Origin of the sequence: Musicola paradisiaca NCPPB 2511, assembly GCF_000400505.1 — a bacterium.
Classification (GTDB): Bacteria; Pseudomonadota; Gammaproteobacteria; order Enterobacterales; family Enterobacteriaceae; genus Musicola; species Musicola paradisiaca.
On the sequence record NZ_CM001857.1, the window covers coordinates 664,260 to 687,309 of the forward strand.

Annotated in this window: 19 protein-coding genes; 9 read left to right on the forward strand and 10 right to left on the reverse strand. The window is 56.6% G+C overall.

Features of this window, described 5'->3' with window-relative positions; translation table 11 throughout:
* The 5 genes from apaG to lptD all read right to left on the reverse strand — a co-directional run bounded on the left by apaG (window position 1) and on the right by lptD (window position 6,005).
* On the reverse strand, window positions 1–378 hold the full coding sequence (gene apaG / locus DPA2511_RS03115) for a Co2+/Mg2+ efflux protein ApaG (RefSeq protein ID WP_012764231.1): 378 nt from the start codon (window positions 376–378) through the stop codon (window positions 1–3).
* A gap of 15 nt (window positions 379–393) precedes the next feature.
* The gene (rsmA, locus tag DPA2511_RS03120; RefSeq protein WP_012764232.1) at window positions 394–1,212 is read right to left on the reverse strand and encodes a 16S rRNA (adenine(1518)-N(6)/adenine(1519)-N(6))-dimethyltransferase RsmA; all 819 of its coding nucleotides are present in this window, start codon (window positions 1,210–1,212) and stop codon (window positions 394–396) included.
* The gene (gene pdxA, locus DPA2511_RS03125; RefSeq protein ID WP_012764233.1) at window positions 1,205–2,206 is read right to left on the reverse strand and encodes a 4-hydroxythreonine-4-phosphate dehydrogenase PdxA; all 1,002 of its coding nucleotides are present in this window, start codon (window positions 2,204–2,206) and stop codon (window positions 1,205–1,207) included. Before pdxA ends, rsmA begins: the two co-directional genes overlap by 8 nt.
* Window positions 2,206–3,507 (reverse strand): peptidylprolyl isomerase SurA, encoded by a 1,302-nt coding sequence (surA, locus tag DPA2511_RS03130; RefSeq protein WP_012764234.1) that lies wholly within the window; start codon window positions 3,505–3,507, stop codon window positions 2,206–2,208. The genes pdxA and surA overlap by 1 nt, the downstream gene beginning before the upstream one ends.
* Window positions 3,508–3,605: 98 nt before the next feature.
* Window positions 3,606–6,005: an LPS assembly protein LptD gene (gene lptD / locus DPA2511_RS03135; protein ID WP_012764235.1), complete on the reverse strand. Its 2,400-nt coding sequence runs from the start codon at window positions 6,003–6,005 to the stop codon at window positions 3,606–3,608.
* A gap of 149 nt (window positions 6,006–6,154) precedes the next feature.
* Here lptD and djlA point away from each other — a divergent pair, with 149 nt between their 5' ends.
* Window positions 6,155–7,072 (forward strand): co-chaperone DjlA, encoded by a 918-nt coding sequence (gene djlA, locus DPA2511_RS03140; protein ID WP_012764236.1) that lies wholly within the window; start codon window positions 6,155–6,157, stop codon window positions 7,070–7,072.
* Window positions 7,073–7,121: 49 nt separating this feature from the next.
* Here the strand turns inward: djlA and rluA are convergent, their stop codons facing one another.
* From rluA to DPA2511_RS03155, 3 genes are all read right to left on the reverse strand, one after another.
* Entirely contained in the window at window positions 7,122–7,775 is a 654-nt protein-coding gene (gene rluA / locus DPA2511_RS03145) for a bifunctional tRNA pseudouridine(32) synthase/23S rRNA pseudouridine(746) synthase RluA (RefSeq protein WP_012764237.1), read from the reverse strand.
* 53 nt (window positions 7,776–7,828) lie between these two features.
* Window positions 7,829–10,732 carry an RNA polymerase-associated protein RapA gene (rapA, locus tag DPA2511_RS03150; protein ID WP_012764238.1) on the reverse strand — a complete coding sequence of 968 codons (2,904 nt, stop codon included), beginning with the start codon at window positions 10,730–10,732 and terminating at the stop codon, window positions 7,829–7,831.
* 363 nt (window positions 10,733–11,095) lie between these two features.
* On the reverse strand, window positions 11,096–13,468 hold the full coding sequence (locus tag DPA2511_RS03155) for a DNA polymerase II (protein ID WP_012764239.1): 2,373 nt from the start codon (window positions 13,466–13,468) through the stop codon (window positions 11,096–11,098).
* A gap of 828 nt (window positions 13,469–14,296) precedes the next feature.
* Here DPA2511_RS03155 and DPA2511_RS03160 point away from each other — a divergent pair.
* From DPA2511_RS03160 to DPA2511_RS03185, 6 genes are all read left to right on the forward strand, one after another.
* On the forward strand, window positions 14,297–15,361 hold the full coding sequence (locus tag DPA2511_RS03160; protein WP_404821621.1) for an ABC transporter substrate-binding protein: 1,065 nt from the start codon (window positions 14,297–14,299) through the stop codon (window positions 15,359–15,361).
* A 131-nt stretch (window positions 15,362–15,492) separates the two neighbouring features.
* Window positions 15,493–16,392 carry a branched-chain amino acid ABC transporter permease gene (locus tag DPA2511_RS03165; protein WP_023638133.1) on the forward strand — a complete coding sequence of 300 codons (900 nt, stop codon included), beginning with the start codon at window positions 15,493–15,495 and terminating at the stop codon, window positions 16,390–16,392.
* Window positions 16,392–17,435, forward strand: a complete 1,044-nt coding sequence (locus tag DPA2511_RS03170; RefSeq protein ID WP_012764242.1) for a branched-chain amino acid ABC transporter permease — start codon at window positions 16,392–16,394, stop codon at window positions 17,433–17,435. The genes DPA2511_RS03165 and DPA2511_RS03170 overlap by 1 nt, the downstream gene beginning before the upstream one ends.
* A complete protein-coding gene (locus DPA2511_RS03175; RefSeq protein WP_012764243.1) occupies window positions 17,425–18,204 on the forward strand; it encodes an ABC transporter ATP-binding protein in 780 nt (259 codons plus the stop codon). The genes DPA2511_RS03170 and DPA2511_RS03175 overlap by 11 nt, the downstream gene beginning before the upstream one ends.
* Window positions 18,197–18,892: an ABC transporter ATP-binding protein gene (locus DPA2511_RS03180; RefSeq protein ID WP_012764244.1), complete on the forward strand. Its 696-nt coding sequence runs from the start codon at window positions 18,197–18,199 to the stop codon at window positions 18,890–18,892. The genes DPA2511_RS03175 and DPA2511_RS03180 overlap by 8 nt, the downstream gene beginning before the upstream one ends.
* Before the next feature lie 527 nt (window positions 18,893–19,419).
* A complete protein-coding gene (locus DPA2511_RS03185; protein WP_012764245.1) occupies window positions 19,420–20,187 on the forward strand; it encodes a DedA family protein in 768 nt (255 codons plus the stop codon).
* Between the two features lie 6 nt (window positions 20,188–20,193).
* Here the strand turns inward: DPA2511_RS03185 and DPA2511_RS03190 are convergent, their stop codons facing one another.
* Entirely contained in the window at window positions 20,194–21,135 is a 942-nt protein-coding gene (locus tag DPA2511_RS03190) for a LysR family transcriptional regulator (protein ID WP_023638134.1), read from the reverse strand.
* 88 nt (window positions 21,136–21,223) lie between these two features.
* On the opposite strand from DPA2511_RS03190, the gene DPA2511_RS03195 reads away from it, so the two are divergent.
* Together DPA2511_RS03195 and DPA2511_RS03200 are read left to right on the forward strand one after the other, a co-directional pair.
* A complete protein-coding gene (locus tag DPA2511_RS03195) occupies window positions 21,224–21,856 on the forward strand; it encodes an alanyl-tRNA editing protein (protein WP_012764247.1) in 633 nt (210 codons plus the stop codon).
* Window positions 21,857–22,010: 154 nt separating this feature from the next.
* Window positions 22,011–22,646, forward strand: a complete 636-nt coding sequence (locus tag DPA2511_RS03200; RefSeq protein ID WP_012764248.1) for a LysE family translocator — start codon at window positions 22,011–22,013, stop codon at window positions 22,644–22,646.
* A gap of 104 nt (window positions 22,647–22,750) precedes the next feature.
* Here the strand turns inward: DPA2511_RS03200 and ilvN are convergent, their stop codons facing one another.
* The gene (gene ilvN / locus DPA2511_RS03205; RefSeq protein WP_012764249.1) at window positions 22,751–23,047 is read right to left on the reverse strand and encodes an acetolactate synthase small subunit; all 297 of its coding nucleotides are present in this window, start codon (window positions 23,045–23,047) and stop codon (window positions 22,751–22,753) included.
* Window positions 23,048–23,050 lie beyond the last annotated feature (3 nt).

Sequence of the window (23,050 nt, forward strand, 5' to 3'; positions counted from 1 at the left end):
TTAATGTATTAATGAAGGGATTGCCAGACGGAAAACCGGTATAGCAACCTGAAACGCCTCGCCCTGATGATCGATCATCTGGTAGTGGCCTTCCATGGTTCCCATCGGCGTTTCCAGAATCGCGCCGCTGGTGTACTGAAAATCATTGCCCGGCAGAATCAGCGGTTGCAGGCCGACCACGCCTTCACCCTGTACTTCGGTCTGCTTGCCGTTGCCGTTGGTAATGATCCAATAACGGTTCAGCAGTTTGATGTCGTGACGCCCCAGATTACGGATGGTAATGGTGTAGGCAAAAATGAAACGATCTTCATCTGGTTGAGATTGCGCTTCCACGTAGAAGCTTTGAACCTGTATGCAAACTCGGGGCGCGTTAATCATCACGACAACTCCAGTTTATTCCTGCGGTACGGGGTGTTCCGTCAGCCAGTTGGCCAACTGGCAATACTGCTCAACGGTGACGTTTTCCGCCCGGGCGTTGGGATCTATCCCCTGTTCCGTCAGTTGTTCCGGGGTAAACAGGTTGCCCAGACTGTTGCGCAGCGTTTTGCGGCGCTGGTTAAATGCTTCGGTAGTAATCCGGCCCAGCATGCGAGTGTCCACCGTCGGATATGGCGACGTGGTATGCGGTACCAGGCGCACAACGGCCGAATCCACTTTGGGCGCGGGCTTAAACGCGCTCGGCGGGACTTCCAGCACCGGGATGACCTGACAATAATATTGCGCCATGACACTCAGACGCCCGTAAGCCTTGCTGTTCGGGCCGGCAACCAGTCGATTGACGACCTCTTTCTGCAACATGAAATGCATGTCGCGAATAGAGTGAGTATAGCTGAACAGGTGGAACATCAGCGGTGTCGAAATATTATACGGCAAGTTACCAAAAACCCGCAGCGGTTGTCCCGCCTGTTGTGCCAGCGCGGTAAAATCCACCGTCATGGCGTCCTGCTGGATAATGGTGAGCTTGTCCTTCAGCGTCGGGTGGGTTTCCAGCCTGGCGGCCAGATCGCGATCCAGCTCCACCACGGTGAAACGGTCGATGCGTTCCCCGACTGGAACGGTCAGCGCGCCGAGCCCGGGGCCAATTTCCACCAGCGCCTGACCCGATTGCGGGTAGATGGCGGAAACAATACTGTCGATCACAAACTGATCGTTGAGAAAGTTTTGCCCGAAACGTTTACGGGCGAAGTGGCCTTGGTGGACGCGATTATTCATTACGGTTAGCGATCATATGAATGGCAAGATTGAGTGCGGTACGGAAACTGCCTGGATCGGCGTTGCCGCTGGCGGCAAGCTCGAGGGCGGTACCGTGATCGACCGAGGTGCGGATAAAAGGCAACCCCAGCGTGATATTGACGGCGCGGCCGAAGCCCTGGTATTTCAGCACCGGCAGCCCCTGATCATGGTACATGGCCAGTACGGCGTCGGCGTGTTCCAGGTATTTGGGCTGGAACAGGGTATCCGCCGGTAACGGGCCGACCAACTGTATGCCGGCCTGGCGCAGTTCGTCCAGCGCCGGGATGATGACATCCAGCTCTTCCCGGCCCATATGGCCGCCTTCCCCGGCGTGAGGATTCAGGCCGCAGACGTAGATGGTCGGTTGGGAAATGCCGAATTTACGCTGCAGGTCGTGGTGCAGAATGGAAATCACTTCATGCAGACTGGTACGGGTGATAGCCTCTGACACCGCTTTCAACGGCAGATGCGTCGTCGCCAGTGCGACCCGCAGTTCTTCAGTCGCCAGCATCATCACCACGCGCGCACACTGGCTGCGATCGGCAAAGAATTCAGTGTGGCCGGAGAAGGGGACACCGGCGTCATTGATAATGCCTTTATGCACCGGGCCGGTGATCAGCGCGGCGAATTCGCCGTTCAGGCACCCGTCGCAGGCGCGCGCCAAGGTTTCCACCACGTAGCGACTGTTGGCGACGTTCAACTGACCGGCAATAACCGTCTCCGTCGTAATGACCGGCAACAGGGTCAGCGTGCCTGCCGCTTGCGGCCGGGCAGCGTCCTCGGGACGATAGTCACGCAGTGCCAGCGGCAGCCCCAACTGTAAAGCCCGGCTGAGCAACAGTTCGGGATCGGCACAAACCACCAGTTCGATCGGCCATGCCTGTTGGGCCAGCATCACAATCAGATCGGGGCCAATCCCGGCGGGTTCGCCGGGCGTCACCACGACTCGTTGGGTGATATTTTCCATCGACATCAGTTTTGGCTCTGGCTCTGACTATCAAGGATTTTTACATAGGCTGAGGCGCGTTTTTCCTGCATCCAGGTTTGCGCTTCCTCGGCGAATTTACGATTGAACAACATGCGGTAAGCGCGTTCTTTCTGGGCGGCATCGGTTTTGTCCACCTGCCGGGTATCCAGCAACTGGATCAAGTGCCAGCCAAAAGAAGAACGCACCGGGGCGCTGATTTCACCTTTCTTCAATTGCATCAGCGCATCGCGGAACGCCGGGTCATACATATCCGGCGATGCCCATCCCAAATCACCGCCCTGGTTGGCGGAGCCCGGATCCTGCGACAGCAGTTTCGCCTGAGCGGCAAAGCTGGTGCTGCCGCTCTTGATCTGTCGGGCGACATCTTCCAGTTTGGTGCGCGCTTGCGCGTCGTTCATCACGACGGACGTTTTCAGCAGAATGTGGCGTGCGTGCGTTTCAGTGACTGAAATAGCCTGATTGCCGCCGCGGGTATCATTCACCCGCAGTATATGGAAGCCGACGCCGGAACGAATCGGGCCGATAACCTGGCCTTTCTCCGGGTTAGCCAGGCGTTCGGCGAACAACGACGGTAGCTCCTGCGGGCGGCCCCATCCCATCTGGCCGCCTTTCAACGCCTGCGGATCGGCCGAATAAGTGATGGCCAGCTTGCCGAAATCCGCGCCCTGACGCGCGTCTTTAACCAGCCGATTAGCCAGCGACTCGGCTTTGTCGACCTGCTCCTGGCTCGGGTTTTCCGGCAGCGGCAGCAGAATCTGGCTGAGGTTCACTTCTTTATCGCTGCCCTGGCTAGCGATCTGCTGGGCCAGAGCGTCCACTTCCTGCGGCAGGACGGTGACGCGGCGGCGCACTTCGCTATTGCGCACGTCGGCAATTGTCATGTCCTTACGGATCTGGCTACGGTAGGTGTCGTAGTTGATGCCTTCTGCGGCCAGACGGCTGCGCAACTGATCCAGGGTCATGTGGTTCTGCTGGGCGATATTGGCGATGGCGCGATCCAACTGATCGTCGGACACCTGGGCGCCCATCTTCTGCGCCATCTGCAGCACGATGTTGTCCATGATCAGCCGTTCCAAAATCTGATGACGGAGGGTAGCGTCATCCGGTAACTGCTGACCGGATTCCTGCGAGTTCATTTTGACGGACTGCATCAGACTATTGATATCACTTTCCAGAACCACGCCGTTATCCACCACTGCAGCGACTTTATCCATCACCTGCGGGGCGGCAAACACCGTGTTGGCACTTAATGCCAGTCCCAGAATCAGCGTTCTCCAGTTCTTCATACCTTTCCCATTCATTTCATCCGCACGGGCGGGTTGTCGGTTTAATCGTTACCGGTAGTTAGACGCTTATGGCAGCGAGAGTTCCCGGTATCACATCATCAGAAAGCGCGTTGATAGGGCAAAATGCCGTTTTTGAGCATTTTGTCCGTTCCAAGGCCGTAGTTGCTGCTCAGACCGCGTAATTCGAAACTGAAACCTACCCTATTGTCGTAAACGCTTTGGCTGGTTGTGCTGTTCCATTTGGTGATCTTGCGCTCGTAACCGACGTTGACCGCCCAGCAACAGGTGCTGTATTGCAAACCGACGAGTTGATCCGCAGGCTGGTTGGCTTTGACGTCATAGTAATAGGCGCCGACGATCGCCCAGCGATCGGACAACGGCCAGCTGCTGGTCACCCCCACCTGGGAGATACCTTGCTGGTAGCCAGGGTTGGTGATGTTGGGCAACATGGCCTGAATATATTCGGCGCTGGCAAAACGGTAGTTCAACTGGAACATCCGCTCGCCCCCGGCCCGGTATTCCAGCGCGGCATCACCCAGTGTGAAATCTTTCAGTCGATCGTCGTATTGCAGACCGCCACGAACGCCCCAGTCGTCGGCAAACTTCCAGTAAGCGTCGCCGGCCCACGACAGGCTGCCGCGATCGTCGCTGTTATCGATGATGGACGAGGTGCCGGTGCGCGGACGTTCAAAATAGTAAATCTGGCCGACAGAAGCGTTAAAGCGCTCGACTAATGCCTGATCGTAAAGGCGAGTAGTGACGCCGGTGGCTATCTGATTAGCGGAGGCGATGCGATCCAGGCCGCTGAAGGTGCGATCGCGGAACAACCCCGCGTAGTCGCTTTGCAGCAACGTCGAATCATAGGCGCGAGTGGAAGACTGATTACGATAAGGAACATAGAGATATTGGGCGCGGGGTTCCAGTGTCTGGGTGTACCCCTGCACCAGATCCATGTTGCGTTCGAAAACCATTTTGCCGTCGGCTTTATATTGCGGCATGACCCGGTTCACCGTCGCTTTCAACGGACTGGTGGGGTTATCGGCGTTATAGGTATCCAGATTATCCTGCTGATAGTGGGTCGCCATCAGTTTGGCTTCGGTGTTGAGACTCGCCCACTGGTTGGATAACGGCAGCGATAGCGTCGGCTCAACATGGACACGGGTTGCATCCGGCAGCGTCGGGTTGATGTTGGTAAATTTCGCGGCCTGACCATAAATGTGCAGATCGAAGGGACCGATATCATTCTGGTAATAATTGAGGTCGAGCTGCGGCATAGCCCGATAGATATCCCGGCTCGCCAGATTGCTGAAGACCTGGTACTGACGGGTCGACACGGTAGCGTTCCAGTTTCTTTCGGCATAACCCATGCTGAATTTCTGCGTCGCATAACCATCGGTGGTGTTGCCGTAGACGGAGTCGAGGTCGGTGAAGTAGGTTTGATCGCTAACTTTGGTGTAGTCGACGTTGAAACGCCAAACCTGATTCATGACGCCGGCATGTTGCCAGTGAAACAGCCAGCGGGTGTAGTTATCGTCCGTGCCGTATACCGAAGGATTGGCTTTGACGTCGCGGCGGTACTGCTTATCGTCCGGCAGCCAATCGAATTCGATCTGGCCCAGGCCCGGCTGCGTCAGATAGCGGAACTCGTTTTGCCACTGTAGCCCGCGCTTGGTCTGCACATGCGGTGTAATGGTGGCATCATAGTTCGGCGCAATGTTCCAGTAATACGGCGTAATAAGCTCAAAGCCGTTTCTGCTGCCATACTTGGCATTGGGGATCAGGAAACCGGAGCGGCGCTTGTTGCCGATGGGAAGTTGCAGGTAAGGGCTGTAGAACACGGGAACGCCGGCAATACGAAAGCGTGCGTTCCAGATTTCAGCCACTTCTTCCTGACGATCCTGAATCACTTCCGAACCGACCACACTCCAGCTATCATCACCCGGCAAACAAGAGGTGAAGGAGCCGTGATCTAAAATAGTGTACCGGCTGTTTTCACGCAGTTTCATGATGTCTGCGTCGCCGCGGCCCTGACGCCCGACCATCTGGTAGGTGCCGTCGTAAACGTCGGTATCTTTGGTATTCAGGTTGGACCAGGCTTTCGGGCCGGTCAGAATGACTTGGTTGTCATCGTAATGCACATCGCCAGTGGCCGTGACGGTACGCAGAGGCGTGTTTTTATCCTTGCCTTGCTGTTGATCCAACTGAACCTGCTGGGCGTTGAGTACGCTGTTGCCCTGCTCGACGTTCACATTACCCGTGAAAATGGCGTTATTAGGGTAGTTGGCTTGCGACTGATCGGCCTGAATATGTACAGGTAACTGATTGGTATCACCGGTAACGAGCGGGCGGTTATATACAGGAATGCCCAACATACACTGAGAGGCAAGATCGGCCAGCGCGTGCTGGCTGTATAGCGCTGACCAGATTAACGAGGCCAGCAGAGTTGGGAAACGTTTTTTCATACTCGGTATCAGGTGTTCCGTCATCAAAGGCGTCATGCCGGCAAACGGCCAGAGACTATCGCATGTTCTGGTCTGGTGCCAGCGCAAATCCCCGCCGTTTTCGCGATGTTGCCGTTAGGAGCAAAGATAAATGACGGGTATGATAAAGCAATTTTTGGCCGACGGCATGGGGATTTGAGGAGTATATGCAGTATTGGGGAAAGTTGCTGGGACTGGTACTGGGGATCATGTCCAGTGCCGGGGTCGGCGGGATAATCATCGGGGTGGTGCTGGGTCATTTATTTGACCGGGCCCGTCGATCCCGTCCGCGCGACTTTTTTACTGCTCAGGCCACACGTCAGGCGTTGTTCTGCCTGACGACGTTCCAGGCCATGGGGCACCTCACCAAGTCCAAAGGGCGGGTGACGGAGGCTGATATCCGCATTGCCACCAAAATGATGGATCATCTCGAACTGTTCGGCGAAGCGCGTGCCGCCGCGCAGCAGGCATTCCGCGAAGGCAAGGCCAACCAGTTCCCGATGCGCAATAAATTGCGGAAATTGCGCGATGCCTGCATCGGTCGTTTTGATCTGATTCGTATGTTTCTTGAGATTCAATTACAGGTAGCGTTTGTCGATGGGGCTCTGCATCCGAATGAGCGCCGGTTGCTGTATGTTTTCGCCGATGAGTTGGGCGTAACGCGCGAACAGTTCGAGCTGTTCATGCGCAATATGGAGCGTAGCGGCCATGCCCATCAGTCGGGCCAGAAATCGAGTTCCCAGAACAGTAGCTACCAGTCGCGACAGAATGGTTATCAGTCCCGGCAGAACAACAAATCCTACCAACGGCGCAACCAGTCTCATGGCGGTCAGTCGTATGGACAACGTCCGCCGATGTCGTCGCGCGGGCCGACCATTGAAAGCGCATGTCGGACGCTGGGAGTGCGCCCCAGCGATGACGCTGTGACGGTTAAACGCGCTTACCGCAAGCTGATGAGTGAACATCATCCGGACAAAATGATGGGGAAAGGGCTCTCTCCCCGCATGATCGACATAGCCAAACGTAAGGCGCAGGATATTCAGGCCGCCTATGAGTTTCTCAAAACCCACAACTTTTCCCGCTGATTCGCTCTCCGCCGCTTCGTTCTTTTGATTGATCCTGATTGATCCGTATTCAGAAATCCGCTTCGCAGCGAAAATGCATCGGCGTATGAAATGCCGGATGGGTGATGACCAGCTCCTGCGCGTGCAGCAGCAGGCGGGGCGCCATGGCTTTGGCGTCGGGGTGGGCATAGAAACCATCTCCCAGAATAGGATGTCCCAACGCCAGCATATGCACCCGTAGCTGATGGGAGCGGCCGGTTATCGGCATCAGCTTCACGCGGGTGGTGCCATCGGCGTCGCGTGCAAGCACCTGGTAGGCGGTTTGCGCCGGTTTCCCCTGTTCGAAGCAGACTTTCTGGCGTGGGCGGTTGGGCCAGTCACAGATCAACGGCAGATCCACCAGCCCTTCATCCTGCGCCATATGTCCCCATACGCGGGCAAGGTACGATTTCTTCGGTTCGCGCTCGCGGAACTGGCGTTTCAGTTCGCGCTCGGCGGCTTTGGTCAACGCCACGACCATGACGCCGCTGGTCGCCATATCCAGACGATGTACGGATTCGGCCGTCGGGATGTCGGCCTGGATCCGGCTCATGATGCTGTCTTTATGCTCGTCGGCGCGACCAGGCACCGACAGCAATCCGCTGGGTTTATTGACCACAATGATGTGTTGATCCTGATACAGAACATGTAGCCAGGGATCGCGCGGAGGATTGTAAGGTTCCATGCTGACTCCAGAAACACGGCGGGAATAGCCCCGCCGCGTAAAGGCAAACCGGATTACTGGTGGGAAACCACCACCAGACGGATGGCATCCAGCCGCCAGGTGGCCTGCTGCAGATTGAGCAGCACCTGCTCGCGCTGATTCTCCAGCGCTTCCAGCTCGTCGTCACGAATATTCGGATTCACGGCTTTCAACGCCTCAAGCCGAGCCAGCTCGCGGCGTAATTGCGTTTCGGCCTGGCGCTTCGCGTCGTCGATCAGCGTCTGCGCCTGTGCTTCCACCAGCGGTTCGGCTTTCTGCAGCATGTCGTGTACCTCGTTCTGCACCGCATTGACCAGTTTGCTGGAAGTATGGCGGTTAACCGCGTTTAACTGACGGTTAAAACTTTCGAACTCCACCTGCGCCGCCAGATTGGTGCCTTTGCGATCCAGCAGCAGACGGATCGGCGTCGGCGGTAGGAAGCGAGTCAGCTGCAATGCTCTGGGCGCTTGCGCTTCCACCACATAAACCAGTTCCGCCAACAGGGTGCCGACCGGCAACGCTTTGTTTTTCAACAGAGAAACGGCACAACTGCCGACTTCGCCGGAGAGCACCAGATCCAGCCCGTTGCGGATCAACGGGTGCTCCCAACTGACAAACTGCGCATCCTCGCGGGATAACGCGCGATCGCGGTCGAACGTGATGGTGCAGCCGTCTTGCGGCAGGCCGGGGAAATCCGGCACCAGCATGTGGTCGGACGGCGTCAGCACGATCAAGCTGTCGCTGCGATCGTCCTGATGCACGCCGACGATATCGAACAGGTTCAGCGCGAAATTAACCAGCTCGACGTCGTTATCCTGTTCGGCGATGGTGGTCGCCAGTGTTTGAGCATCCTCGCCGCCGTTGGAGTGCATTTCCAGCAGCCGGTCGCGCCCTTGTTCCAGTTGCGCCTTCAGCGTGTCGTGTTGCTGGCGGCAGGTGCGGATAAAATCGTCCAACCCTTCCTGCTGCGCCGGGTTGCCGAGCAACGTGAGCAATTGTTCGTAATGGCTGTCGTAAATGGTGCGGCCGGTGGGGCAGGTATGTTCGAAGGCGTCCAGCCCTTCGTGATACCAGCGCACCAACATCGCCTGCGCCGTGCTCTCTAAATACGGCACCAGAATCTGGATTTCGCGGCTTTGGCCGATGCGATCGAGGCGGCCGATCCGCTGTTCTAGCAGATCCGGGTTGAACGGCAGATCGAACATGATCAGATGGCTGGCGAACTGGAAATTGCGCCCTTCGGAGCCGATTTCGGAACAGATCAACACCTGCGCGCCCTCTTCTTCAGAAGCGAAGTAGGCGGCGGCGCGGTCGCGCTCCAGGATCGACAAGCCTTCGTGGAACACCGCGGCGCGGATGGCTTCGCGGGTACGCAGCACCTGCTCCAGTTGCAGCGCGGTGGCGGCTTTGGCACAGATGACCAGCACTTTTTCGTCGCGGTGGCTGGTCAGGTATTCCAGTATCCACTCGACGCGCGGATCGAAGCTCCACCAGGTGGCGTTGTCGTCTTCGAACTGCTGGTAAATCTGTTCCGGGTACAGCATGTCGCGCGCGCGATCCTCCTCCGATTTACGGGCATTCATGATGCCGGAAACGCGGATGGCGGTCTGATACTGGGCGGGGAGCGGCAGCTTGATTTGGTGCAACACACGCTGCGGGAAGCCTTTGACGCCCTGGCGGGTGTTGCGGAATAGCACACGGCTAGTGCCGTGGCGATCCATCAACATGGCGATAAGTTCTTTGCGGGCTGTATCGCTGTCGTCACTGTTGCTGGAAATGGCTTTCAGCAACGGCTCGATATCCTGCTCGCCCAGCATGTCGCCGAGAGCGTTGCGATCGGCATCGCTGACAGGGTTGCCGCTCAACAGTAGCGTCACCGCGTCGGCGACCGGACGATACTGCTGTTGTTCGGCGATGAATTCGCGGTAATCGTGAAAACGATCCGGATCGAGCAGGCGCAAGCGGGCGAAGTGGCTTTCCTGGCCGAGCTGTTCCGGCGTTGCGGTCAACAGCAGAACGGCGGGAATCACGCGCGCCAGACGTTCGATAGCTTTATAGCCGGCGCTCGGCGCCTCTTCGCTCCAGGCCAGATGATGGGCTTCGTCTACTACCAGCAGATCCCAGTCAGCGTCCATCAGGTGCTCGAAGCGGGACGGATTGCGGCGCACGAAATCCAGCGAGCAGATGATGAGTTGCTCGGTTTCAAACGGGTTATCCGTGTCGAGGCGGGCCTCGGCATAGCGTTCGTCGTCGAACAGGGAAAACAGCAGGTTGAAACGGCGCAGCATTTCCACCAGCCACTGGTGCTGCAAGGTTTCCGGCACCACGATCAACACACGTTCGGCGCGGCCGGACAGCAATTGCTGATGGATAATCATCCCGGCTTCGATGGTTTTCCCCAAGCCCACTTCATCCGCCAGCAGCACGCGCGGTGCATGACGCTGGCCGACTTCACGGGCGATGTGGAGCTGGTGCGGGATCAGGCTGGCGCGCATGCCGCGCAGGCCGCCCCAGGGTTGCAGCGCCTGTTCATGCAGGTGGCGACGCGCGCGATAGCGCAGGGCGAAACGATCCATGCGATCGATCTGGCCGGCGAACAGGCGATCCTGCGGCTTATTGAACGTGAGCTTGCTGTCGAGCAGCACTTCCCTCAGCTCAGCGGCGCTGTCGTCGTCCTGACGGCGGCCGATGTAAGTGCGCAATCCGTTTTCGTCACGCACTTCTTCGACCTTCAATTGCCAGCCGTCGTGACTGGTGACGGTATCGCCCGGATTGAACATCACGCGAGTGATGGGGGCGTCGGTTCTGGAGTAGAGGCGGTTTTCGCCGCTGGCCGGGAAGAGCAGGGTAATCATCCGGGCGTCTACCGCCACGACCGTCCCCAATCCTAAATCGCTTTCTGTGTCGCTAATCCAGCGTTGACCAAGTGTAAAAGGCATAAATCTAACTCGATACTCGTCGTTGTAGATGAAAGTCAGGAACTGTTTATTGTTCGGCAACGGCCCCAAATCCGGCAACACCCTGCCTACCGCGGCTGCCGCGGTTTGTTTCGTATTGTGAGAGTGGCTGTTCCGGTTCCGTTTTCGCGTCGGTGGCAGCGCCATGCTTCGCGCTTCGGCCTGTTAGCAGCGAGAACACCGGATCACGTTTCTCCAGGAACGTCTGATCCTTGCAAGTTCATACATTCCTGGCGATGAAGCGACGGTTTTGGCGAGCAAACCGGATATTCAGGGACATAACCTAAAGGGGCGCTATGGTACTGGATAGGGGCCGGTTCGTCACCTGCCAACCGCCAACGAACATCAAAAGAGCCCCAATTGTCCGGTAATCAGTGTAGCAAAGTCGTCGTGCAGGAAGGGCAGAATCGCATCGGCCACCGGCTGCAGTTGTTTTTCCACATAATGCTGATAGTCCAGCGCTGAGTGGCGGTTTTCCAGCGGTTCCGGGCCGTTGACGGTGATCACGTAGCTGATCCAACCGCCGTTCTGATACTGAAGCGGGCGATCGTGACGCCGGTTGTAATCGTCCGCCAGCCGGGCGGCGCGCACTTGCGGCGGAACATTGCGCTGGTAGTCGTCCAGGCGGTGGCGCAGCCGTTTACGGTATACCAGCAGGTCATCCCATGCGCCGCGCAGGGTGTTGTCCACGTATTCCCGCATCCACTCCTGATAGGGCTCCCGGTGGAAAATGCGCCAGTACAGCTGCTGCTGGAACTGTTGCGCCAGCGGTGTCCAGTCGCTACGCACCGTCTCCAACCCTTTGAACACCATTTCCTCGCCTGCGGGGGTATGGATAAGCCCGGCATAGCGTTTTTTACTGCCCTGTTCGGCGCCGCGGATGGTGGGCATCAGAAAACGGTGAAAGTGGGTTTCGTATTCCAGCTCCAGCGCGCTGACCAGCCCGTGCTGCTGGTGCAGATGCTGTTGCCACCATTGGTTGACGAACGTCGTCAGTGCACGACCGATGGCGTCGGCCTCTTCGGCGCGGTGGGCGCGATTGAGCCAGACAAACGTGGAATCGGTATCGCCGTAAATCACCTGATAACCCTGTGACTCAATCAGTGTGCGGGTCTGGCGCATGATTTCATGGCCGCGCAAGGTAATCGAGGAGGCGAGCCTCGGGTCGAAGAAGCGACAGCCGCTGGAGCCCAGCACGCCGTAGAAGGCATTCATGATGATTTTCAACGCCTGCGACAGCGGTTTATTGCCGTCGCGCTTGGCGGCGTCGCGTTCGTGCCAGATAGATTCGACGATGGCGGGCAGGCAGTGATGGCGGCGGGAAAACCAGGCACCGCGGAAGCCGGCGACGGCATGCTGTTCGTCCGGACAATTCAGCCCCGTCACCAGCCCGACCGGGTCGATCAAAAAGGTGCGGATGATCGAGGGATACAGGCTTTTGTAGTCCAGCACCAGTACCGAATCATACAAACCGGGGCGAGAATCCATCACATAACCGCCGGGGCTTCCCTCCGGCGGCACCTCCCCCAGATTGGGGGCGACAAAACCGGCGCGGTGCATCCGGGGCAGATACAGATGGGTGAACGCCGCCACGGATCCACCGCTGCGATCGGCGGATAACCCGGTGACGCTGGCCCGTTCCAGCAGAAAGGGGAGTAACTGGGTTTTATCGAAAATGCGAGTGACCAGTTCGCAGTCTTTCAGGTTGTAACGGGCCAGCGCCGGTTTATCTCGGGCGAAACGCCCCTCGATTTCATCAAGCCGTTGGTAAGGGTTATCGCTGGCTTTGCCTTCGCCCAACAGCGACTGGGCGACAAATTCCAGGCTGAACGAGGCGAAGTTCCAGGTGGCGGATTTCAGCGCCTCAATGCCGTCGACGATCAACCGGCCCGCGGCACCGGCGAAAAAGTGGTTTTGCCGGTAGCCGTGCTCGCGCCACTCCAGCGCCTGGCCGCCGCGCCCCAGCAATAACGGCATGCGGTAACGCTCGGCGTGTTGTTGCAGCACCCGCAGGTCGAACTGCACCAGATTCCAGCCGATAATCGCGTCCGGGTCGTGGGTTTGCACCCACTGGTTGAGTTTTTCCAGCAGTTGCGGGCGGCTGGCGACGTACTCCAGCGTCAGATCGCCGGTATCGTCGGCGTTGCCGTTTTCCGGCCCCAGCATAAAAACCTGGCGCTGGCCGCAGCCTTCCAGCCCGATGCAATACAGCTCGCCGTGACGGCTGGTTTCAATATCCAGCGACACGGTGCGCAGCGACGGGCGGTAATCCGGCGCCGGTTTCAGCCGGGCCTGTTCGATAAGACCGCCCGGCCGCTCGTCGCCGCTGAACCAGACCGGCGCGGTGATGAAACGTTCCATCAGAAAACGCTCCGGCGGGCGGATATCCGCCTCGTAAACCGGGATACCCGCTTCTTGCAGCGTTTTCTCCAGCCGCAGCAACTGGCGATACTGCGCGCAGTAGAGCCCCAACAGCGCTTCATGGCGGAAACTGTGCAACGCCAGCGGGCGCAATTGGCAGTGTTTTTCACCGTTGAGCAGGCGCGAAATCTGCGCCTGATGTTGCAGCGGAACGAACGCCACCGCTTGTTGCAGCGGCAGGCGCACGCGACGAGGGCCGTCATCGGTAGCGAGCCAGAGCTCAACCTGAATGCCGGACGGCGTATCCTGCCAGTGGCGGGTAAGTACGAATCCCTGACGCAACTCGGTGTTTGTCATGGCGCGTTGTGCGGTAGATAGTAGAAATGACGAGGCAGAGTATGGTTATGCATACAGTATCTGTCCAGTGTTTTATCCCTGAAAGACTTTAGGGTGCAGGCGTATCGGCATTATTTTCCGGTGAATTATCGCACTCTGTTTATGGCCGCCATATTTCGATTATCTGTCTGTCGTTATTCAGGCTGCGGACGTCGCGGGGATTGGATAAAAATAAAGTTGAGGAATGAAATTATTATTGTGATATCTATCGAACGACATTCTCCACAGCAGAATAAAAGAATAAAAATTAAATTATTTTAGAAATAATCTCTGAAAAGATTACCGATATAAATTATAAACAGAGAATTATGGAAATACCGCCGCTAATATGTGACGCACTCCGCAATATTGCTGCTATTGATTGATTTGTTTATAAAAAGTAAAAAAGCGTCGCGCACTAATAAGAAGCACTAAAGCGTCTGGTTGGTGCATTAATGTGGCGGGCTGGTAATTGCTCTTGACGGTTATCAATATATTTTTCTTTTAGGTTCTGATTATTAACGCATTAATTGATTCTCTCCTCCTGGCATATTTATTGCTGTCTTTAAACCGGTGAACAGCACATAAACCTGTTACACAGATCTTCTTTTTATCACCCTGAAATACCTCATCGATTTTGATAGATGGGCGCTGCGGCGTCTGCAATCGGAAATACGATGACGGGATGGCGCGTACTTCCATGAAGGAAGTCGGTACTTATTTTTATAAGAGGCGATCATGAAGAACACATGTTTCAGATTCACGGTAGCGGCAGTCCTGGTGTCTTCTGCGCTGGCATCCGCCAGCGTCATGGCGGGCGAGGTAAAAATCGGCGTAGTGCTGCCGTTGAGCGGCGCACTGAGCGGCTACGGCCAACCGTCCCAGAAAGGGGTCGAGTTGATTAACGGCATCGAATCGAAGCTGAAGAACGGCGATACCGTCAAGCTGGTGATTATCGATGACAAGAGCGACAAGGTGGAAGCCGCCAACGCCATGCAGCGTCTGGTTTCCAGCGACAAGGTGGACGCGGTGATCGGCGAAGTGACCTCCACCAACACCATGGCGATGACCAAAATGGCGGAAGACAACAAAACGCCGATCGTCTCGCCGACCGCCACCAACGACCGCGTCACCAAAGGCAAGGAGTATGTCAGCCGGGTGTGCTTTTCCGACAGTTTTCAGGGCGTGGTGGGGGCCAACCTGGCGACCCGCGACCTGAAGGCCAAAAAAGCCGCCATCATGTTTGACAGCAGCAACGACTACTCCGTCGGGCTGGCGAAATCCTTCCGCACCCAGTTCCTGAAAAACGGCGGCACCATTCCTATTGAAGTGCAGGCGCCCGGCGGCAGCAAAGACTTCAAAGCCCAGCTTTCCACCATCAAGTCGCATAACGTTGATGTGATCTACATGCCGATTTACTACACCGAAGGCGCGTTGATCGCGGTGCAGGCTAAACAGTTGGGGCTGAAACTGCCGGTGATCGGCGGTGACGGTCTGGCTGCCGATCCGGTGTTCTTCAAGATGGGGCAGGATGCGGTGAACGGCTGGATGACCACCGACTACTACTCACCCAACGCCAAAGAGCAGACGCCGGAAGGGGAGAAATTCATCAAGGCCTGGACCGCCAAATATAACGAACCGACCCATACCTGGGGCGCGATGACGGCGGACGCTTACAAGATGATCGTCAACGCCATGAATAAGTGCAGCGATCCGCACGATCGCGTCTGCGTGAACAAGAATATCCGCGCCACCACGGATTTCACCGGCATTACCGGCAAGCTGACCCTGAAAGACGGCGACGCCATTCGTAACGCGGTCATCAATGAAGTGAAGGACGGCCAGTTGGTGTTTAAAACCGTCGTCAATCCTTAAGGCCGAACGGCTGATTATCACAGAGCGGAAAATACCCCGGAGCGGCTGCCAACGGTGGCTTGCTCCGGTGTTATCCGAGACCAAGGGGTTGCTTGACCGGTACCCCTGATTACCGGCAGAAGGGTGGCATGATGGATGTTGCGGTTTTCTTGCAGCAGGTTGTCAACGGGATGAGTCTGGGCAGCATGTACGCGCTGATCGCCATTGGTTACACCATGGTGTACGGCGTACTGCGGCTGATTAACTTCGCTCATGCCGACATCATGATGGTCGGGGCGTATATGGCCCTGTTCAGCGTGACGTCTTTCGGGCTTCCCTTCGGGGCGGCCGTTATTTTTTCGGTGCTGATCGCCGCGTTGCTGGGGATCTGTATCGACCAGATCGCCTATCGTCCGCTACGGCAGGCATCGAAGATCTCTATGCTGATCACCGCAATCGGGGTCAGTTTCTTTCTGGAGAACCTGTTCAACGTGGTATTCGGCGGTAGCCCGCGCTATTTCGAATCGCCGCCGTTCTTCAACCAGACTCTCAATTTCGGGTCGATCATTCTCACCAACGTGGCCTGGATCGTGCCGCTGCTCACGCTGGTACTGCTGGCGATCATCCTGTTCATCCTCTATCGCACTCGTCACGGCATGGCGATCCGCGCTGTGGCGTTTGACGTCAATACCGTGCGGTTGATGGGGATCGACGCCAACCACATCATCGCTTTCGTGTTCGCGCTCGGCAGCGGTCTGGCGGCGCTGGGCGGGGTGTTTTATGCCATCAGCTACCCGTCCATCGATCCGCTGATGGGGGTGTTGATCGGGTTGAAAGCCTTTGCGGCGGCGGTGCTGGGCGGTATCGGCAGCGTGAGCGGCGCGGTGATCGGCGGTTTCATTCTGGGCTTTACCGAAGTGGTGGCGGTAGCGGTTTTTCCGGAGCTGGGCGGCTACAAAGACGCCTTTGCCTTCATGTTTCTGATTCTGGTGCTGCTGTTCCGACCGGTGGGCATCATGGGCGATGTACGACTGGAAAGGAGCCGTTTCTGATGAGAATGCCGCAGACTTCCCCGGCGACGTTCCTGGGGTATATCGCGCTGTTTGCGCTGACGTTTCTGGCGCTGGCGGCGCTGGAATCGCTGTTTGACGATTATATCGTCCGTATTTTCTGCAACATCTTTATCTTCATGCTCCTGGCGGTGAGCTACAACCTGATCAACGGCGTTACCGGCCAGCTTTCACTGGAACCAAACGGCTTTGTGGCGATTGGCGCTTACATTACCGCCATTCTGCTGCTGACGGCGGATACCAAGATCAACATGTTCGAGATGGCCGCACCCAGCCCGGTGATCCTGATATTGCACACCAGTTTCCTGCCGGCGCTGGTGATTAGCGGTATCTGCGCATCGGTTGTGGCGGTCTGCCTGGCGTTTCCGGTATTTCGGGTGCGGGGCGATTATCTGGCGATCGTCACGTTAGGTTTCGGTTTCATCATCAAGATCTTCGCCATCAACAATCCGCAGATCACCAACGGCGCCATCGGTATCAACGAGATCCCGCAGGCAAGCCACATTTTGTACTGGTGCGGTTTTATCGCGCTGATCGCGGTGGTGCTCATTCTGCAACTGGTTTATTCAAAGTACGGCCGCGCCATGAAAGCGGTGCGCGACGATGAAGACGCCGCCATCGCTATGGGGATCAATACCTTCAAAATCAAAACCTGCGCTTTCGCCACCAGCGCGTTTTTCGAAGGGATCGGCGGTGGTTTGCTGGCCTCGTTGCTGACCATCATCTCGCCGGATCTGTTCGACTTCATGCTGACGTTCCAGTTGCTGATCATTATTGTGCTCGGCGGTCTGGGCAGCACCACGGGGGCGATTCTGGGGACGGTGGTGGTGGTGGGCAGCGGCGAATGGCTGCGTTTCCTCGACCAGCCGTTGACGCTGTTCGGGCAGGATTTCGGCGCGCATCCGGGGCTGCGCATGGTGGTGTTCTCGCTGGTGCTGCTGGTGATCATGCTTTTTGCCCGCGAAGGGCTGCTGGGAAAACAGGAAATCTGGGATATGCGCAGGAGACGTCTGAATGGCAAATAATCCATTGCTTCGCGTTGATAACGTCACCATGCAATTCGGCGGGCTGCGCGCTATCGACGACGTGAGTTTTCATATCAATCCGGCGGAGATTTTTGGCCTGATCGGCCCCAACGGCGCCGGCAAAACCACCCTGTTCAACGTGATTACCGCTAATTACAAGCCAACCGGCGGCACGGTATTGCTGGGGGAGCAAACGCTGGACGGGCTGAAGCCCAATCAGGTGGTGAACCGGGGCATCGCCCGCACCTTCCAGAATATCCGGCTGTTTCCCTCCATGACGGTGCTGGAAAATGTGCTGATCGGGCTGGATCGTTTTATTCATTATTCCTTTCTGGAGGCGGCGCTGCGCGTCGGGCGGTTTTTCCATGCCGAACGGCAAGCCAGGGAAAAAGCGATGGCGCTGTTGGATTACATCGGCATCGCCGAACATGCCGATTCGCTGGCCACCCACCTGAGTTACGGCAACCAGCGTAAGGTGGAGATTGCCCGCGCGCTGGCGACGTCTCCTCAACTGCTGCTGCTGGACGAACCGGCGGCAGGGATGAACCCGCGTGAGACGGCGGAGCTGGCGCAGCTGATTTTCAAAATGCGCGCCGACCACGGGTTGACGGTGCTGCTGATCGAACACGACATGTCGTTCGTCAATACCTTATGCGAGCGGGTGATGGTGCTGGATTACGGCAAACCGCTGTTCAGCGGCACGCCGCAGGAAGCGGTGAACAATCCGGATGTGATCGCCGCCTATCTGGGGGATATCGATTATGCTTAAGGCCAGCAATTTGCAGGTATTTTACGGGTTGATTCAGGGGCTTAAAGGCGTCGATCTTGAAGTCAACAACAGTGAGATCGTCACGCTTATCGGCAGTAACGGCGCCGGCAAAACCTCTACGCTTAACGGGATCATCAATCTGGTGAAATCCACCGGCGGGGTAAACTTTCTGGACGAAGATATTTCCCACAGCCCCACGCACCAGATTGTGCGCAAAGGGCTGGCGCTGGTGCCAGAAGGGCGCAAGGTGTTCACCAATCTGACGATTGAGGAAAATCTGCGGATGGGGGCCTACAACAACCCGATGAATTTCGCCTACCTGCGGGACAAGATGTATGCGCTGTTTCCTCGCTTGAAAGAACGGCGCAGCCAGATGGCGGGCACGATGAGCGGCGGTGAACAGCAGATGCTGGCTATCGCCCGGGCGCTGATGAGTGAGCCGGTGCTGTTGATGCTCGATGAACCCAGCCTAGGGCTGGCGCCGAAGGTCGTGGGGGAGCTGTTCGCCACCATCAAGCAATTGCAAAAGGAAAACATCACCATCCTACTGGTGGAGCAGAACGCCACCGCCGCGTTAAAGATTGCCGATCGCGCTTACGTGCTGGAAAACGGCCATATCGTGCTGCACGGCCCGGCGCCGGAGATTCTCGCTAACCCGGAAGTGAAGCGGATGTATTTGGGGGGATAGCGCCGGATAGTCGGGACTACGCGCCCAAACAATGCGCAGTTATGTGATGACTGAACCGGCGGTATCCGCCGGTTTGAGGTTGTGGGCAACGAGCGGCAAGCGGCAAGCGGCAAGCGGCAAGCGGCGATAATGGATGGATCGTAAAGGCGCTGCCAGTACCTCCTTGTAAGCTCGAGCCGCGCCGTCCCTGGCGCGGACGCTTTACTCTTCCATGCCATTATCACCGTTTAATGAAGGCTGCCAGGCTTGGCATCAGTCTGGAGCCGGCGGTATCCGATCTGCCTGAATGGCATATGCCGCGGGTTGGGTTTTATTCGGGAAGTCCGAACGGTTGGCGCGTAGCCGGTCGATCGATCAAAAAGACGCCGTATCCTTTGAGCGGGTTAACCCGTGCTTGCCGTGCATCCATTCGATGCAATATATCGCTTGGGAAAGGAAGGGGCGAAGTCTGGCACTGCCATTTCTGTATCGTATACTGCTATCATCCCGTTATCTTCGTTCATAAAAAAGCAGATAAGTAGAGATTTATGGAAGCCTGGCTACAACACCTGATTACCCAATCCCTGGCCTGGTCGCTGACGGCGGTTCTGCTGGTGACGTTTCTGGAATCGCTGGCGCTGGTCGGCCTGCTGTTACCGGGCACTGTGATGATGGTGTCGCTGGGGGCGTTGATCGGCAGCGGCAATATGGGGTTCTATCCCGCCTGGGGCGTGGGCATTATCGGTTGCCTGCTGGGCGACTGGATTTCCTATTTCATCGGCTGGCGGTTTCGGGATCGGCTACATGGTTGGTCGTTCCTGCAAAAACACAGCGCCTATCTGTATCGCACCGAAAAGATGTTGCATCAGCACCATATGGCGACGGTGCTGATTGGGCGTTTTGTCGGGCCCACCCGGCCGTTGATCCCAATGGTGGCCGGTATGCTGGAATTGCCGCCGCGTCGTTTCGCCGTGCCTAATATCATCGGTTGTATTACCTGGCCGCCTGCGTATCTGATGCCGGGAATATTGGCCGGGGTGGCGTTGGATATCCCCAAACAGGCGGACAGCAACGGGTTCAAGTGGCTGTTGCTGGCGACGGCGCTGCTGGTCTGGGGCGCGGTGTGGTTGTTGTGGCAGGTATGGCGACAGCGCAGCGGTACGGCGGCACGGCCCGACGGGTGGCTGACTCCCGACCGTCTGCGCTGGATGGCGCCGCTGACCGTACTGCTGGCGGGGATCAGCCTGTGGCAACTGTGGCTGCATCCGCTGATGCCGGTGTATCGCCGTCTGCTGTGGCAGATTCTGAATGGGTAGCGCGGGCTACCTTTTCTTTTTGCCGAGCAGAGTGGGTTCTTTAGCCAGTTGTTCTGAAAGAAAACCGATCAACGCGCTGATTCTGGGGGGCAGGTGTCTGGTCGGCGGGTAGAGCAGCCAGATCTCTCCGCTATAGTCGGTTTTGAAGTTCCATTCGGGCAACACCTGCACGATGTCCCCTTGCTCCAACGCTTCCCTGGCCGTGAACCAGGGCAGGCTGCCGATGCCGATATGTCGTCGTATGGCATCGAGCCTGACACCGGTGTGGTTGGCGGCGTAACGTCCATGCACGGCGACGCTGACGGTTTTGTTTTCACGGCTGAATTTCCAGCGTGCGTCGCCGGGGGTTTCCCCGAGATAGATACAACAATGCTGTTTTAAATCATGAGGATGTTGCGGTATCCCCTGTTTTTCAAGGTAGGCGGGGGTGGCGCACAGCACATGATCGATAGTGGTCAGTTTGCGCCCCATCAGCCCCGGCGGCGGCTGGTTGGTAATCCGGATGGCGACATCGATCTGATCGTCGATCAGATCCATATAGCGGTCTTCCAGCCGCATGACGATATCAACCTTGGGATACTGTTCCAAAAAATCGGGAATATGCGGGTGGATGAGAAAATGCCCCACCGCTTTGGGAACGCTCAGCCGAACGATGCCTGCGGGCGCATCGTTAAACACGCCTGATGTCGAGATTGCCGCCAGCGCTTCGTTCACCATGTTTTGACAGTGTTGATATATCACCTGCCCGCTATCACTGAGCCGCAGTTTGCGGGTGGTGCGTTGCAGCAACCGGGTATTGAGCGCTTTTTCCAGCCGGTTGATTGAGCGGCTGATCGCAGAAGGCGTCGCCCCCAACTGCCGGGCCGCTTCCGAGAAGCTTCCGGTTTCCACCACCTTGGCGAATACCGCCATTTCCTCCAGTAGTCCGAGTTCTTTATTTGTGAACATAGGGAATAAATCATTTGCCATTTTGACGGATTATCCTGTTCAGGTGGTTTTAATACAATGGGGAAAACCAAGAGACGGGAGAAATGCAGTGACGGAAAAAATCTATCTTGAGCAGGATGCATTGTCGGTAATGGCGGACGTTATCGAATGTAAACCGAGGGCGGGCGGGGGTTATGAGGTTTTATTAAGTTGCACGCCTTTTCATCCGCAGGGCGGTGGTCAGCCTGCCGATCGGGGCACGATCGATGGCGTAGCGGTGACACACGTGGTAATGGCGCCGGAGGGGATTTGGCATTTTACCGATGAACCGATTGCGCCGGGTGCGGTGAGGGCGCAGGTTGACGGCGAGTGTCGTCAGTGGCATTCCCGCTGGCATTCCGCGGGGCATTTGATTGCGCATATCATGGCGTCGCAAGGATGGACGCCGGTTAAAGCGCATCACTGGCCAGGGGAGGGAAGAATTGAATTTTCCCCTGGCATAAACAGCCATGACATCACCGTACCGGCGCTGGCGGCATTATGTTCCGCTGCCGTGGCTGCCGACTGGCCTTGTCGGGTGAATCGACAGCAGGATGGGTTCCGTACCGTCGGCTTCGGCGAATTTACGCCCTATCCTTGCGGCGGAACCCATGTCGGCTCTCTGAAAATAATTGGCGATATGGTCATTACGGACGTGAAAAACAAAAAAGGGAAACGAATCGTTCATTATGATATTCGGTGACGGAGAGTTATTTCCGTTATCCTCTCCACGATAAAAATATCGGTTTACCGCATCTGTTTTTTATTTTTGATATTTGTGGTGTAAATAATAGATCGCGGTGCCGGGTTTTTATGATTCGATTCATGGAATATCCAAATGGGAATATATTCTTATTATGACGGGTTATTGGCATGAGTTTCTGTCACTGGCGCTGATTCATTTTTTAGTCGTATTGTCTCCGGGGGCTGATTTCGCCGTCACGGTACGGCAGAGCGTCTGCTATGGCAGAAGAACCGGGTTATTAACTGCATTGGGCATCGGGGCGGGAATATCGATTCATGTCATGTATACCTTGGTCGGTGTCAGCGCATTGATGCAGGCATCATCCTGGTTTCTGAATGTCGCTAAAATAACTGGAGGCGGTTATCTGTTTTATTTGGGGATAAAATTTATCACCAGTAAATATTCAATGACGGAGGATGCTTTTCAGGAAGGAAATATTATCAGCCGTCCGAGCGGGAAAAAGGCTTTTTTATCCGGATTTATTACCAATGCCACTAATCCTAAGGCTACGCTATTTTTTCTGGCTATTTTTACCTCGGTAGTCAGTACGGCGACACCCTGGTTTATTCAGGCCGGGTATGGCGTATGGATGTGTGGCGTAAATGCACTGTGGTTCATGCTGGTCAGCCTGTTATTTTCACATTCCGCTGTCAGGGCCTATTTTCTGTCTTACGGGCGATGGTTTGAAAGATTAATGGGAGTGGTGTTGCTGGCGTTCGCCGTCCGGTTGTTGATGGCGATGAGGTAGCCTGTGCGTCGTCGGCATGTCCTGGCGCCTGCCGCGTCGGTACACCGTGACCGAAGATAAACGCCGCGCCATACCGGAATGAGCCGGTATGGCGCATTTGGCGGTTAGCGATAAAACTCCGCCACCTGATCGAAAATCCGCATTTCTTCGCCGTGGCGCGTCACCTGCAATACGTCTTCCAGTTTTTCAACCTGGCTTATCATCTGCGCGAGCCGCTGATCGTCTTTGACCAACAGCCAGATACGGCTTTGTTCGTTATCGGGCAACGGCATACACATGATCCCTTCGACGTTAAAGGCGCGGCGGGCAAACAGCCCGCAGACGTGGGACATCACGCCCGGATGGTTGCGTACCGACAGTTCCAGTGTGACCTGCGCGGGAGTCGTAGTCGATGTCTGCATGGT

What these genes read in the sequence shown, in the direction of transcription:
- apaG (WP_012764231.1), bottom strand. Translation starts at nt 378, where the DNA reads ATGATTAACGCGCCCCGAGTTTGCATACAGGTTCAAAGCTTCTACGTG.
- DPA2511_RS03175 (WP_012764243.1), top strand. Translation starts at nt 17,425, where the DNA reads ATGGCAAATAATCCATTGCTTCGCGTTGATAACGTCACCATGCAATTC.
- DPA2511_RS03200 (WP_012764248.1), top strand. Translation starts at nt 22,011, where the DNA reads ATGACGGGTTATTGGCATGAGTTTCTGTCACTGGCGCTGATTCATTTT.
- lptD (WP_012764235.1), bottom strand. Translation starts at nt 6,005, where the DNA reads ATGACGCCTTTGATGACGGAACACCTGATACCGAGTATGAAAAAACGT.
- DPA2511_RS03160 (WP_404821621.1), top strand. Translation starts at nt 14,297, where the DNA reads ATGGCGGGCGAGGTAAAAATCGGCGTAGTGCTGCCGTTGAGCGGCGCA.
- pdxA (WP_012764233.1), bottom strand. Translation starts at nt 2,206, where the DNA reads ATGTCGATGGAAAATATCACCCAACGAGTCGTGGTGACGCCCGGCGAA.
- rluA (WP_012764237.1), bottom strand. Translation starts at nt 7,775, where the DNA reads ATGGAACCTTACAATCCTCCGCGCGATCCCTGGCTACATGTTCTGTAT.
- DPA2511_RS03190 (WP_023638134.1), bottom strand. Translation starts at nt 21,135, where the DNA reads ATGTTCACAAATAAAGAACTCGGACTACTGGAGGAAATGGCGGTATTC.
- DPA2511_RS03155 (WP_012764239.1), bottom strand. Translation starts at nt 13,468, where the DNA reads ATGACAAACACCGAGTTGCGTCAGGGATTCGTACTTACCCGCCACTGG.
- DPA2511_RS03170 (WP_012764242.1), top strand. Translation starts at nt 16,392, where the DNA reads ATGAGAATGCCGCAGACTTCCCCGGCGACGTTCCTGGGGTATATCGCG.
- DPA2511_RS03165 (WP_023638133.1), top strand. Translation starts at nt 15,493, where the DNA reads ATGGATGTTGCGGTTTTCTTGCAGCAGGTTGTCAACGGGATGAGTCTG.
- ilvN (WP_012764249.1), bottom strand. Translation starts at nt 23,047, where the DNA reads ATGCAGACATCGACTACGACTCCCGCGCAGGTCACACTGGAACTGTCG.
- rapA (WP_012764238.1), bottom strand. Translation starts at nt 10,732, where the DNA reads ATGCCTTTTACACTTGGTCAACGCTGGATTAGCGACACAGAAAGCGAT.
- DPA2511_RS03180 (WP_012764244.1), top strand. Translation starts at nt 18,197, where the DNA reads ATGCTTAAGGCCAGCAATTTGCAGGTATTTTACGGGTTGATTCAGGGG.
- DPA2511_RS03185 (WP_012764245.1), top strand. Translation starts at nt 19,420, where the DNA reads ATGGAAGCCTGGCTACAACACCTGATTACCCAATCCCTGGCCTGGTCG.
- rsmA (WP_012764232.1), bottom strand. Translation starts at nt 1,212, where the DNA reads ATGAATAATCGCGTCCACCAAGGCCACTTCGCCCGTAAACGTTTCGGG.
- djlA (WP_012764236.1), top strand. Translation starts at nt 6,155, where the DNA reads ATGCAGTATTGGGGAAAGTTGCTGGGACTGGTACTGGGGATCATGTCC.
- surA (WP_012764234.1), bottom strand. Translation starts at nt 3,507, where the DNA reads ATGAAGAACTGGAGAACGCTGATTCTGGGACTGGCATTAAGTGCCAAC.